General features: G+C 72.4%; 11 protein-coding genes. 3 read left to right on the plus strand and 8 right to left on the minus strand.

From position 1 onward, the window contains the following. Positions 1-12: 12 nt before the first annotated feature. The 7 genes from NP064_RS10230 to NP064_RS10260 form a co-directional block, all read right to left on the minus strand. Positions 13-1239, minus strand: a complete 1227-nt coding sequence (locus tag NP064_RS10230) for an ABC transporter substrate-binding protein (protein ID WP_227569763.1) — start codon at positions 1237-1239, stop codon at positions 13-15. Between the two features lie 147 nt (positions 1240-1386). Then, entirely contained in the window at positions 1387-2682 is a 1296-nt protein-coding gene (locus NP064_RS10235) for a saccharopine dehydrogenase family protein (protein ID WP_227569762.1), read from the minus strand. A 48-nt stretch (positions 2683-2730) separates the two neighbouring features. Further along, complete coding sequence (locus NP064_RS10240) at positions 2731-3516, minus strand: ABC transporter permease (protein ID WP_227569781.1); 786 nt, start codon at positions 3514-3516, stop codon at positions 2731-2733. A gap of 83 nt (positions 3517-3599) precedes the next feature. Beyond that, positions 3600-4517 (minus strand): ABC transporter permease, encoded by a 918-nt coding sequence (locus NP064_RS10245; protein ID WP_227569761.1) that lies wholly within the window; start codon positions 4515-4517, stop codon positions 3600-3602. Then, positions 4514-5686 (minus strand): ABC transporter ATP-binding protein, encoded by a 1173-nt coding sequence (locus NP064_RS10250; RefSeq protein ID WP_227569760.1) that lies wholly within the window; start codon positions 5684-5686, stop codon positions 4514-4516. Before NP064_RS10250 ends, NP064_RS10245 begins: the two co-directional genes overlap by 4 nt. Positions 5687-5696: 10 nt before the next feature. Then, positions 5697-6926 carry a polyamine ABC transporter substrate-binding protein gene (locus tag NP064_RS10255; protein WP_227569759.1) on the minus strand — a complete coding sequence of 410 codons (1230 nt, stop codon included), beginning with the start codon at positions 6924-6926 and terminating at the stop codon, positions 5697-5699. 220 nt (positions 6927-7146) lie between these two features. Continuing rightward, positions 7147-8625 carry a gamma-aminobutyraldehyde dehydrogenase gene (locus NP064_RS10260; RefSeq protein ID WP_372456382.1) on the minus strand — a complete coding sequence of 493 codons (1479 nt, stop codon included), beginning with the start codon at positions 8623-8625 and terminating at the stop codon, positions 7147-7149. A 227-nt stretch (positions 8626-8852) separates the two neighbouring features. Between NP064_RS10260 and NP064_RS10265 the strand changes: the two genes are divergently transcribed. From NP064_RS10265 to NP064_RS10275, 3 genes are read left to right on the plus strand one after another with little or no spacing between them, the layout of a single operon-like run. After that, entirely contained in the window at positions 8853-9329 is a 477-nt protein-coding gene (locus NP064_RS10265; RefSeq protein WP_227569758.1) for an Lrp/AsnC family transcriptional regulator, read from the plus strand. Beyond that, a complete protein-coding gene (locus NP064_RS10270) occupies positions 9326-10708 on the plus strand; it encodes an aspartate aminotransferase family protein (protein WP_227569757.1) in 1383 nt (460 codons plus the stop codon). Before NP064_RS10265 ends, NP064_RS10270 begins: the two co-directional genes overlap by 4 nt. Continuing rightward, complete coding sequence (locus NP064_RS10275) at positions 10693-12093, plus strand: NAD(P)/FAD-dependent oxidoreductase (RefSeq protein ID WP_227569756.1); 1401 nt, start codon at positions 10693-10695, stop codon at positions 12091-12093. Before NP064_RS10270 ends, NP064_RS10275 begins: the two co-directional genes overlap by 16 nt. Before the next feature lie 63 nt (positions 12094-12156). Here the strand turns inward: NP064_RS10275 and ispG are convergent, their stop codons facing one another. Continuing rightward, positions 12157-13290, minus strand: a complete 1134-nt coding sequence (gene ispG / locus NP064_RS10280) for a flavodoxin-dependent (E)-4-hydroxy-3-methylbut-2-enyl-diphosphate synthase (protein ID WP_227569779.1) — start codon at positions 13288-13290, stop codon at positions 12157-12159. Between the last annotated feature and the right edge of the window lie 36 nt (positions 13291-13326).

Consider the following 13326-nt stretch of genomic DNA (forward strand, 5'->3'; position numbering starts at 1 on the left):
GCCCTCGGCGCCTCAGAGCCCGGCGGCGGCGAAGAACTCGTTGCTGAACCGCTCGTCCTCGTCCGGCTCGAGGGTGCGGAACACGCTCACGCGCCGCAGTGTCTCGTCGTCGGGGAAGAGCATCGGGTCCGCGGCGAGCTCCGGGTCGATCGCCAGCATCGCCTCCTGCGCGCCCTCGACGGGAGAGATGTAGTTGACGAAGGCGGCGACCTGCGCCGCGACGTCCGGCTGGTAGTAGTAGTCCATGAGGTCCTCGGCGTTGGACCGGTGCGCCGACCCGACGGGCACCACCAGGTTGTCGCTCCACAGCGTCCCGCCGGCCTCGGGGATGACGAACTCGAACCGGTCCCCGTGCTCGGCGTTGAGCTCGGTGATGTCCCCCGACCACGCGATCGCGGCCACCGACGCCCCGGACGCCAGCGAGTCCATGTACGAGTTGCCCACGACCTCGCGGACGTGGCCGCTCTCGACCTTCTCCCGCAAGACCTCCAGGGCGCCGTAGAACTCGTCGTTGCCCCAGGTCCCGGACGGGTCGACGCCCTCCTCGAGCATCAGCAGGCCCATCGTGTCGCGCATCTCGGAGAGCAGCGAGACCTGCCCTTCGAGCTCCGGCGCCCACAGGTCGGAGACCGAGCGCAGCCCGCGCGGCAGGGCCTCCTTGTCCCACGCGATGCCCGCGAACCCCGACTGCCAGGTCAGCGAGCGGCTCCGCCCGAGGTCGAAGTCGACGCCCTTGAGCCCTGGCGCCAGGTTCTCCGCGTGCGGCATCCGAGCCTTGTCCAGGCGCTGCGCGTAGTCGAGCCGGATGAGCCTGGCCGCGAGGTAGTCGGTCACGGTGACGATGTCGTAGCCGATGTCCGCCCCGGCGGCGAGGCGGTCCTCGACGAGGGCGTAGAAGGACTCGTTGTCCTCGATCGCCGTCGAGTACTCGACCCGGATCCCGGTCGTGCCCTCGAACGCCCGCAGGGAGGGAGACGCCCCGCTGTCGTCCTCGTCGAGGTAGGCGACCCAGTTGGCCCACCGCAGCAGGCGCTCCTCGTCGGAGCGGTCGACCACTGCGGGCTCCGCCGTCTCCTCGTCGGTCCCGCAGGCTGCTAGGAGCGCTCCCACACCAGCCGCGCCGACGGCTCCGAGCAGGAAGCCCCGCCGCGAGAGCCCGTTGCCCCGAGGTGTGCGGGCGGCGCGCACCAGCGCGCGCACCCTCGGGTCCGTGATGGGGGGACGACGGCGGGGGGTCATCAGGCTCCTCTCGGCCGGCAGGCCCGTGCGGCGCGCCGAAGGTGGGCGACATGGAGCCGCGCGTGGCGGCCCCGGTCACCGTGGATAGTGGCAAAACATGTCACAGCAGACAATCACCGAACACCAGGCGGGACGTGACTTCCCCGCTCAGCCGGCCGCCGCGCGCGGCGGCCGCTCCTGCAACGCCCAGGGCGACCCGTACCCCGCTGGCTCGGGGGCAGCCAGCAGGTCCAGGAACGGCTCGGGCGGGAACGCCTCCGGGCCGAGAACCCCCACCCCCTGCCAGGTCCCGGCCGCCAGAAGCTCGAGCGCGATCACGGGGTTCACCGCTGTCTGCCACACCACGCACTGCGCGCCGTACTCCGCCATGGACCAGGCGTTGTCGACGATGTGGTGGAGGTACACCTCGCGGGGGGCGCCGTCCAGCCCCGTCCCCGTCACGAGCACGCCGGCGCACGTCGAGCCGGTCATCTGCGGGCCGATGGTCGCCGGATCGGGCAGCACCGCGGCGACCACGTCGCGGGGGCTGACCTGCGCGCCCCGCACCGACACCGGCTCGGTGGAGTCGAGGCCCAACCGGTGCAGCGTCCGCAGCACGCCGATGAACTCCTCGCCCAGCCCGTATTTGAACGTCACCGTGCGCGCGTCCAGCCACCGCGGCATCAGGAGGACCTCCTCGTGCTCCACGTGGACGCACTCCACCGGCCCGATGGGCTCGGGGAAGTCGAAGACCTCGGGGTCGTGGAAGGGCGGCACGGTGTGCCACCCGTCCTCGAGCCCGGCGCCCGCCTCGGCCCGATCGGCAGACCAGACCACCGGCGGGTTGAGGCACTCCTCGATGGTGGTCCAGATGGAGAACGACGGGGCGAACACCGGGTCGCCTTCCGGCCCGCGCACCACGAGGTTCGCCCCGTCCCGCACGCCGAGCTCGTCGATGTGGGAGAAGAGGTGGTCGGAGGCGTACCGCGCGAGCACGTCGGACAGGCCCGGCTCCACGCCGATCCCCACGAGCGCCAGGCGCCCGGCGTCGACCCACGAGCCCGCGAGCGCGAACTGCTCGTCCCCGAGCTTGACCCCGGGCAACTCGTGGGGGCGCTCGGCGTGCGGACGGGACAACGACATGGCCATGTCGAGGTAGTGGGCTCCCGCGGCGAGCACGCCGGTGAAGATCGGCATCACCAGGCGGGGGTCCACGGCGTTCAGGACGTGCGTGGCGCCGTGCTCGCGCGCCAGCGCCTCGACCGACGCCGGGTCGGAGGCGTCCACCGTCGCCGACCGGAAGCGGTCCACACCCACGTCGTGCTTGCGGGCGGCCGCGACGGTGCGCTCGGCGCGCCCGGGGTCGACGTCGGCCACGACGAGCAGCTCGAAGAACTCTCGGCGCGCGGCGATGCGCGCGACCGCGTCGCCGACACCGCCACTGCCGATCACCAGGATCCGCACGAGCCACACCTCCGGGAGCCGTCGCGGGGCATGGCGCCCGCGCGGGGGTCAACCACGCTGGCGTCTGCCGGCGCGGACCGAGCTCACGACCTGGAAGACGACCACCAGGACGAGCGCGAGGACGAACATGAACGAGCTGATGACGTTCGCCTGCGGCGGTATGCCCCGGGCGGCCGACACGTAGACGAACTTGGGGAACGTGGTGAACGCGCCCGAGTTGAAGTTGGTGATGATGAAGTCGTCGAAGCTGAGGCTGAAGGCCAGCAGCGCGGCGGCCGCGATGCCGGGCAGCAGCAGCGGGAAGGTCACCCGCCAGAAGGCGTGCCACGGCGTGGCGTACAGGTCCGCCGCGGCCTCCTCGAGCGCCGGATCGAGGCTCGCCACCCTCGCCTTGACCGTGACCACCACGAAGCTGATGCAGAACATGACGTGCGCGATGACCACCGTGGTGAACCCGAGCTGCACCCGCAGGGAGAGGAACTGGGCGAGCAGCGCCGCGCCGAGCACCACCTCGGGGGTGGACATCGGCAGGAAGACCAGCAGGTTGACCAGCGGGCGGCCCCGGAAGCGGAACCGGACCAGCGCGATGGCGAGCAGGGTGCCGAGCGCCGTGGCGATGACGGTCGAGGCGACGCCGACCTGGAGCGAGTGCGCGAACGCCTCGCACACCTGGGGGGCCCCGCACGGGTTCCGCCACGCGTCGAGGGTGAAGCCGCGCCACACGAGGTTCGACTTGCCCGCGTCGTTGAACGAGAACGCGACCGTGTACGCCACGGGCACCAGCAGGTAGAGGAAGGCCAGCCCGGCGATGACGGGGACGAGGGCCTCGCCCAGCCGCCACCGCTGCCCCCTGCGCGGTCCCTGGCGGGCCGGGCGCGGTCGCGGGGGGGCGGCGCGCACGGGCTCGACGGCGGTGCTCACAGCAGCTCCTCCGTCCCCGAACGGCGCACGTAGGCGCCCACCAGCACGAGGATCGCCACCATGAGCACCACGGACAGCGCGGCGGCCGTCGGGTAGTCGAGCACCTTGAAGAACCGGGCGTCGATGACCTGGCCGATCATCGAGGTGTTGGTGTTGTTGCCCAGGAGCGAGGAGTTCACGTAGTCCCCCGAGGCGGGGATGAACGTCAGCAGCGTGCCGCCGACCACCCCCGGCATGGACAGCGGCAGGGTGACGGTGCGGAACGTCGTGAACGGCGACGCGTACAGGTCGGCGCCGGCCTCGAGCATGCGCGGGTCGAGCCGCTCCAGGCTCGCGTAGATGGGCAGCACCATGAAGGGCAGGAAGTTGTACGTCAGGCCGCACACGACCGCGAAGGGCGTCGCCGTGAGGCGCCCGCCGGGCGGGAGCAGGTGCAGCCAGTGCAGCGCGGCGACGACGAATGAGTCGTCGGCCAGGATCTGCTTCCACGCGATCGTGCGCAGGATGAAGCTGGTGAAGAAGGGCGCCACGACGAGGACCAGCAGCAAGCCCTGCAGCAGGCGGCGGCCACGGGCGCGCACCGCGATGGCGTAGGCCATCGGGTACCCGATGGCCAGCGCGGCGAGGGTGGCCATGAGGGCGAAGCCGAAGGACCGCACGAGCTGGGGCCAGAACTTGGCCAGGGCGTCGACGTAGTTCTGCCCGTGCAGCGCCGGCTGGTACTGGCCGACGTCCCCACCCGGGACCGGCACGTACAGCGAGGTCGCCAGGAGGACGGCCACGGGCGCCACGAAGAAGAGCGCCAGGTAGGCCAGCCCTGGGAGCAGCAGCGGCCGGTGCCCGCGCGTGCGCGTCGGACGGGACGCCGCCGGGGGCGGACCGCCGCCCTCCCCCAGCGCGACGGCCAGGCTCACGGCTCGAGGTCCAGGTCGGCGACGCCCTCGGCAGCGTCGTCGCGCCCGTCGAGGCCGAAGGTGAAGTCGACCGCCCACGCCAGGCGCACCTGGTCGCCGGGCGCGGCGCCGGCCCGGCCGGACAGGTTCTGAGCGAACACGCCGAACGTGCCCAGGCCCGGGACGCGAACCTCGTACTGCGTGCTGACCCCGGTGAACGACACGTCGACGACGGTTCCTGGCCCCACGGCGTTCTCCGTCGCCGCGGGCTCCTCGCCCTCGGCGAGCAGGCGCATCTTCTCGGGCCGGGCGCCGACCAGCACGGCTCCCTCGGCCCGGACCGCCCGCGCCGCGGGCACCCTGACCCGCACGCCGCCGACGTCGACCCCCAGCAAGTCCCCGTCGAGCCGCTCGACGACCGTGCCCGGCACCAGGTTGGACCGCCCCAGGAAGTTCGCGACGAAGGCTGTGCGCGGGTGCTCGTACAGCTCGGCGGGCGCGCCCATCTGCTCGATCTGGCCCTTGTTCATCACCGCGACCGTGTCGGCCATGGTCATGGCCTCCTCCTGGTCGTGCGTGACGTGCACGAACGTCAAGCCCACCTCCGTCTGGATGCGCTTGAGCTCGAGCTGCATCTGGCGGCGGAGCTTGAGGTCGAGGGCTCCCAGCGGCTCGTCGAGCAGCAGCAGGGCGGGACGGTTCACGAGCGCCCGCGCGAGCGCGACCCGCTGCTGCTGGCCGCCCGAGAGCAGCGCGGGGCGGCGGTCGGCGAGGTGGCCGAGCTCCACGAGGTCCAGGCCCTCCGCGACCCGGGCCGCCACGTCGGCCACGCGCCGCCTGCGCAGGCCGAACCCGACGTTCTCGGCGACGGTCAGGTGCGGGAACAGCGCGTAGCTCTGGAAGACCGTGTTGACGGGGCGCTGGTGCGCACGAGCGCCCGTCACGTCGCGCCCGCCGATCGAGATGGAGCCCACGGTGGGCTGCTCGAGCCCGGCGACCATGCGCAGGGTGGTGGTCTTGCCACAGCCGGAGGGCCCCAGCAAGGCGAAGAACGAGCCGGACGGCACGGTGAGCGTCAGGTCGTCGACGGCGACGAAGGCGCCGAAGCGCTTGGTCACGCCGACGACCTCGAGGGCCGCGCCGGCCGGTGCGGGCGTGGTGGTGTGCCGCGCGGGCACCGTCGTGGTCATCGTGAGGACCTCAGGCGCCGATGACGTCGAGGAACTGGCCGTTGTAGCGCTCCTCCTCGTCGGGCGTGAGGCTGCGGAAGACCTTCACCTGGTCGAGCGTGTCCTCGTCCGGGAAGATCAGCTGGTCGTCCGCGAGCTCGGGATCGATCTCCGCCATCGCCTCCCGCGCGCCCTGCACCGGCGTGATGTAGTTCACCCAGGCGGCCACCTGCGCGGCGACCTCGGGGTCGTAGTAGTAATCGATCAGCGACTCCGCGCCGTCCTTGTTCGGGGAGCCCACGGGCACCAGCAGGTTGTCGCTCCACAGCGTGCCGCCGGCCTCGGGGATGCGGAACTCGAACCTGTCGTCGTTCTCGTAGTTCAGCGCGGTGATGTCTCCCGACCAGCCGATCACCGCGACCGCGTCGCCCGAGACCAGGTCCTGGGTGTAGGAGTTCCCCCGGACCTGGCGGATGTGGCCGGAGGAGATCTTGTCCTCCAGCAGCGCCACCGCCGCGCCGAACTCGTCGTCCCCCCACGCGCCGCTCGGGTCGACGCCCTGGTCGAGCATGATCAGCCCGATCGTGTCGCGCATCTCCGAGAGGACCTCGACCCGCCCGGCGAGCTCAGGCGCCCACAGGTCCGAGACGGCGCCCAGGCCGTTGGGGAGCTTGGTGGTGTCCCAGGCGAGGCCGCCGAAGCCCGACTGCCAGGTCAGCGAGTGGGTGCGGCCGGGGTCGAAGTCCACGTCGGCGAGGTTCGGCAGGATGTTCTCCGCGTTGGGGATCCTGGACCGGTCGAGCTCTTGGGCGTAGCCGAGCCGGATGAGCCGAGCGGCCATCCAGTCCGTGAGGGTGACGAGGTCGTGGCCGATGTCCTGGCCGTTCGCGAGCTGGCCCTGGACCTTGCCGTAGAACGAGTCGTTGTCCTCGATGTCCTCGGCGTAGCGGACCGTGATGCCCGAGGCCTCCTGGAACGCCTCGAGCGTGGGGTACGACGTGCCGCTGTCGTCCTGGTCGAGGTACAGGGTCCAGTTCGCCCAGCGCACCAGGTTCTCGGAGCCGGACCCGTTGGCCGCCCCCGCCCCACCGCCGGGCGTCGGACCGGTGCCGCACGCGGCCAGGGCGGCTGCCCCGGCGGCGCCGAGCGCGCCCGCCAGGAAGGAGCGTCGCGAGAGGCCGGCGCCGCGGGGGGCGCGCGCCGCGGCGACGAGCGCGCGCACGCGGGGGTCGGTGATCGGGGGACGGCGGGCGGCTGTCATCAGACTCCTCTCGGTCCGGCGGGTCCGGGGACGCGCCGGTGGGGCGGTGGCAGGAACGCAGGCAGATCGTCGCAACGCGGCACGTCACAGACAAGGCTTTCGTCACATTCGTCCCGACCTCGCGCGGCAATGTCGCACGTCAGGACAGGTCTGCGCGCCACCCCCCGCGATATGGACAGGCTGCCCCGCCTCGGACGGCGCGGCGGGCGCCCCGGCGGCGTCACGCCTCGAACGCCGACATGACGTGCTTCACGCGCGTGTAGTCCTCGAAGCCGTAGACGGACAGGTCCTTGCCGTAGCCGGAGTGCTTGAAGCCGCCGTGCGGCATCTCGGCGACGAAGGGGATGTGCGTGTTGATCCACACGACGCCGAAGTCCAGCGCCCGCGACATCCGCATCGCCGTGCCGTGGTCACGGGTCCAGACCGAGCTCGCCAGCCCGTATCGGACGCCGTTGGCGAGCGCCACCGCCCCGGCCTCGTCGTCGAAGGACTGCACGGTGATGACCGGCCCGAAGACCTCTTCCTGCACCGCCTCGTCGTCCTGCCGGAGCCCGTCGACGACCGTCGCCTCCAGGAAGTAGCCGACGTCGCCCTGCCGGCGCCCGCCCGCGAGCACCCGCGCGTGCGCGGGCAGGCGGTCCAGGAACCCGAGCACCCTGTCGAGCTGTTGGGCGTTGTTCAGGGGCCCGTACGCGACGTCGGGGTCGTCCGGTGGCCCGGTGCGCTGCGCGCGCGCCTGCTCGGCGAGCGCCGACGCGAACTCCTCGCGCACCGAGGCGTGCACCAGCACCCGGGTGGCCGCCGTGCAGTCCTGGCCGGCGTTGTAGTACCCCGCGCCGGCGATCCCGGCCGCCGCGGCCTCGAGGTCGGCGTCGGCGAACACCACCGCGGGAGCCTTGCCCCCGAGCTCGAGGTGCACCCGCTTGAGGTCCGCCGAGGCCTCGCGGGCCACCTGCGACCCGGCGCGGACCGAGCCGGTGATGGCCACCAGGTCGGGCCGGGGGTGCGCCACGAGCGCTCGGCCGGTGTCGCGATCGCCGCAGACCACGTTGAGCACGCCCGGCGGCAGCACCTCGGCCGCGAGCTCGGCGAGCAGCACGGTCGATGCCGGCGTCGTGTCCGAGGGCTTGAGCACCACCGTGTTCCCGGCGGCCAGCGCGGGGGCGATCTTCCAGATCGCCATCATCAGCGGGTAGTTCCACGGGGTCACCTGGCCCACCACGCCGATCGGCTCGCGGCGCACCCAGGAGGTGTGCCCCTCCAGGTACTCCCCCGCGCTGATGCCGTCGAGGAGCCGCGCGGCTCCGGCGAAGAAGCGCAGCTGGTCCACGCAGGGCGGCACCTCGTCAGTGGCGGTCAGCCGCAGCGGCTTGCCGGTGTTGCGCGACTCCACCGCGACGAGCTCGTCCGCGTGCGCCTCGACCGCGTCGGCCAGGCGGAGCAGGGCCAGCTGGCGCTCGGCAGGGGTGGTCCGACCCCAGGTGGCGAACGCCTCGCTCGCGGCGGCGCACGCCTCGTCGACGTCACGGGCGCCGCTGAGCGGGGCGTACGCGTACACCTGCCCGGTCGCGGGGTCGATGAGGGGGGACGTGCGGCCGTCGGCGGCGGCGCGGCGCTCGCCGCCCACCACGTTGAGCAGTTGCGTCGGCGCGGCGGTCGGGGGTGCGGCCTGGGCGGCGGACGTCGGGGACGCGTTCACGGTCTCTCCTTCGCTCAGGCTGCCTGCGGGACGAGGCGGCCGGCGTCCGTGGTGAACGGGCGCCTGCCGACCGTGCGCGGCACGTTATCCCGATTCCTTGCCATCTGGGGAGGGTTACTGACGAACTCATTGTCAAGATCATGTTTCGGCAGCGAGATCCGATGTCACAGCGAGATTCGACGACGGAATCACTTGCGCAGGGCGGCGAGGCACGCGACCATCCCCCCGTGAGCACACGGACCAACCACGTCGCCCGTCCCGCACTCGACGACCTCTCCAAAGCCATCATCGAGCAGCTGCAAGAGGACGGCCGCAGGCCATACGCGACCATCGGCAAGGCGGTCGGACTGTCGGAGGCGGCCGTTCGGCAGCGCGTGCAGCGGCTGACCGAGACCGGCGTCATGCAGATCGTCGCCGTGACCGACCCGCTCCAAGTCGGGTTCTCCCGGCAGGCGATGATCGGCGTCAAGACCGACGGCGACCTCGAGCACCTCGCCGACACCCTGGCCGCGCTGCCCGAGGTTGATTACGTGGTCATCACCGCCGGCGGGTTCGACGTGCTCGCCGAGGTCGTCTGCGAGGACGACGACCACCTGCTCGAGGTGCTCAACAGCAAGATCCGCACGATCCCGGGCGTGCGCGCCACCGAGACCTTCGTCTACCTGCGGCTGCGCAAGCAGCTCTACAACTGGGGGACCCGATGAACGCATCGAGGACGCCGCGCGGCACGCCGCGCGCCGACGCCGCCCGCTCGCACCTGTGGGGGCACTTCACGCGGCAGAGCGCGTGGGACGACGGGGTGCCGACCATCGTGCGCGGGGAGGGCCACCACATCTGGGATGACACCGGCCGGAAGTACATCGACGGGCTGTCGGGCCTCTTCGTGGTGCAGGTCGGGCATGGGCGCGCCGAGCTCGCCGAGCGCGCCCGCCAGCAGGCCGCCGAGCTCGCGTTCTTCCCGCTGTGGTCCTACGCGCACCCGCAGGCGATCGACCTGGCCGAGCGGCTGGCCGGGCACGCCCCGGGCGACCTCAACCGGGTGTTCTTCACCACCAGCGGCTCCGAGGCCGTCGAGACGGCGTGGAAGCTCGCCAAGCAGTACTGGAAGCTCATGGGCCGGCCTGGCAAGCACAAGGTGATCTCCCGGTCCATCGCCTACCACGGCACGACCCACGGAGCGCTCTCCATCACGGGGCTGCCCTCTCTCAAGGAGGCGTTCGAGCCGCTCGTGCCGGGCGCGCACAAGGTCCCCAACACGAACCAGTACCGAGCCCCGGAGTCGCTGCGCGACGACCCGAAAGCCTTCGGACGGTGGGCCGCCGACCGGATCGCGGAGGCCATCGAGTTCGAGGGCCCGGAGAGCGTCGCCGCGGTGTTCCTGGAGCCCGTGCAGAACGCCGGCGGCTGCTTCCCACCGCCGCCCGGCTACTTCGAGCGGGTGCGGGAGATCTGCGACCAGTACGACGTGCTGCTGGTCTCAGACGAGGTGATCTGCGCCTTCGGCCGGATCGGCGACATCTTCGCCTGCAACACCCTGGGCTACGTGCCGGACATGATCACCTGCGCCAAGGGCATGACCTCCGGCTACTCCCCCATCGGAGCCCTGATCGCCTCCGACCGGCTGTTCGAGCCGTTCGCCACCGGCGCCACGTCGTTCGCGCACGGGTACACGTTCGGCGGGCACCCCGTCTCGGCCGCGGTGGCGATGGCCAACCTCGACATCTTCGAGCGGGAGAAGACCACCGACCACGTGCACGCCAACGCGCCCACGTTCCGCGCCACGCTCGAGCGGCTGCTCGACCTGCCGATCGTCGGCGACGTGCGCGGTGAGGGCTTCTTCTACGGGATCGAGCTGGTCAAGGACAAGACCACGCGGGAGACCTTCGACGACGCGGAGAGCGAGCGGCTGCTGCGAGGGTTCCTGTCGGGGGCCCTGTTCGACGCCGGGCTGTACTGCCGCGCCGACGACCGCGGCGACCCGGTCATCCAGCTCGCGCCCCCGTTGACGTGCGGCCCTGCCGAGTTCGACGAGATCGAGCAGATCCTGCGCGGTGTGCTGTCGGAGGCGTGGTCCCGCCTGTGACGGACGTGCGGTCGCTGTCCCTGTGGTGGGACCAGCTCGCCGTCGCCGACCTCGGCGTGGCGGGACCGCACCCGTCGCGGGAGCCGCTCGACGGTGACACGCAGGCCGACGTGGTGATCGTCGGCGCTGGCCTCACCGGTCTGTGGGCGGCGTACTACCTGCTGGAGGCCGACCCCGGGCTCGAGGTGGTCGTCGTCGAGCGCGAGGTCGCCGGGTACGGCGCCAGCGGGCGCAACGGCGGCTGGTGCTCCGCGCTGTTCCCCGTCTCCGCCCCGGCCCTGGCCCGGCGGCACGGTCGGGACGCGGCGCTCGCCATGCGCGCGGCCATGCGGGACACCGTCGTCGAGGTCGGTGGCGTCGCCGCCGCCGAGGACATCGACTGCGACTTCGCCTACGGCGGGACCGTCACCCTCGCCCGCAACGAGCCGCAGCTCGTCCGGGTGCGGCACGAGGCCGCCCAGGCTGCGCAGTGGGGCGACGAGGAGCACCTGCTCGACCCCGACGGCGTGCGGGAGCATGTCCGCGCCGCCCGGGTGCTCGGCGGCTCGTGGACGCCCGACTGCGCGCGGGTGCAGCCCGCACGGCTGGTGCGAGGCCTCGCGCAGGTCGTGGAGCAGCGCGGCGCGCGCATCCACGAGGGCACGCGGGCGCTGCGAATCTCACCCCGCGCCGTCGTCACCGACCACGGCGTCGTGCGGGCCCGCTGGGTGCTCCGCGCCACCGAGGCGTGGACGACCGAGCTGCCCGGCGCCCATCGCGCCGTCGCGCCCGTCTACTCGCTCATGGTGGCCACCGCCCCGCTGCCCGCCCAGGTGTGGGACGAGATCGGCCTGGAGCGCTTCGAGACCTTCACCGACGCCCGCCGCCTCATCGTCTACGGCCAGCGCACCAGCGACGACCGCCTCGCGTTCGGCGGGCGGGGCGCCCCGTACCACCTCGGCTCGACCGTGCGCCCCGAGCACGACCGCTCCCCCGCCGTGATCGGCCACCTGCAGCGGGCTCTCGTCGACCTGTTCCCGGTGCTGGACGGCGCCCGGTTCACTCATGCGTGGGGCGGCCCGCTCGCCGTCCCCCGGGACTGGACCCCGTCGGTCGGCCTGGACCCCGACACCGGCGTCGGCTGGGCGGGCGGCTACGTCGGCGACGGTGTGGCGACCGCCAACCTCGCGGGCCGCACCTTCGCGGACCTGGTCACCGGGGCGGACAGCGAGCTCGTGCGCCTGCCCTGGGTGGGGCACCGGTCGCCGGCATGGGAGCCCGAGCCTGTGCGCTGGGCGGGGATCACCGCCGGCCGGCGCGCAGCGGAGCTCGCCGACCGGGTCGAGCAGCGCACCGGGCGGACCAGCCGCGCGGCGGCGCTGCTGGAGCGGCTCACCGGCGGCTAGGGCTGGCCCTGGGCGGGACGGCCCCGCAGCCGCCGGACGGCCTCAACTGGCCGCCGGACGGCCTCAACTGACGGAGACGACCGGCGAGCCCGAGCCGTCGACGGGGTCCATCGACTCGGCGAGGCGCATGGCCTCCTCGATCAACGTCTCGACGATCATCGACTCGGGGACGGTCTTGATGACCTCGCCCTTGACGAAGATCTGCCCCTTGCCGTTGCCCGACGCGACGCCGAGATCGGCCTCGCGAGCCTCGCCCGGGCCGTTGACGACGCAGCCCATGACGGCCACCCGCAGCGGGACCTCGAGGCCCTCCAGCCCGGCGGTGACCCGCTCGGCCAGGGTGTAGACGTCCACCTGCGCGCGACCGCACGAGGGGCACGAGACGATCTCGAGCTTCCGCGGCCGCAGGTTGAGCGACTGCAGGATCTGGATGCCGACCTTGACCTCCTCGACCGGAGGGGCCGACAGGGACACCCGGATCGTGTCGCCGATGCCCTTGCTCAGCAGCGCGCCGAACGCCGTCGCCGACTTGATCGTGCCCTGGAACGCCGGGCCCGCCTCGGTGACGCCGAGGTGCAGGGGCCAGTCGCCGCGCTCGGACAGCAGCTCGTAGGCCCGCACCATGACCACGGGGTCGTTGTGCTTGACCGAGATCTTGAAGTCGCGGAAGCCGTGCTCCTCGAACAGCGACGCCTCCCACACGGCGGACTCGACGAGCGCCTCGGGGGTGGCCTTGCCGTACTTGGCGAGCAGGCGCGGGTCGAGCGACCCGGCGTTGACGCCGATCCGGATGGACACGCCCGCGTCCGTGGCGGCGCGGGCGATCTCCTTGACCTGGTCGTCGAACTTGCGGATGTTGCCCGGGTTGACCCGGACGGCCGCACAGCCGGCGTCGATGGCCGCGAAGACGTACTTCGGCTGGAAGTGGATGTCCGCGATCACGGGGATCTGCGACTTGCGGGCGATCGCGGGGAGCGCCTCGGCGTCGTCCTGGCTGGGCACCGCGACCCGCACGATGTCGCAGCCGGCAGCCGTGAGGGCGGCGATCTGCTGCAGCGTGGCGTTGATGTCGGTGGTCGGCGTGGTGCACATGGACTGCACGCTGACCGGCGCGTCGCCGCCGACCTCGATCTTGCCGACCTTGATCTTGCGGGTCGGGCGGCGGGGGGCCAGCACCGGGGCCGGAGCCTCCGGCATGCCAAGACTGATCGGGATGCTCACGCGGACATTATT

Source organism: Cellulomonas chengniuliangii (assembly GCF_024508335.1).
In the GTDB taxonomy this organism is placed as follows: domain Bacteria; phylum Actinomycetota; class Actinomycetes; order Actinomycetales; family Cellulomonadaceae; genus Cellulomonas_A; species Cellulomonas_A chengniuliangii.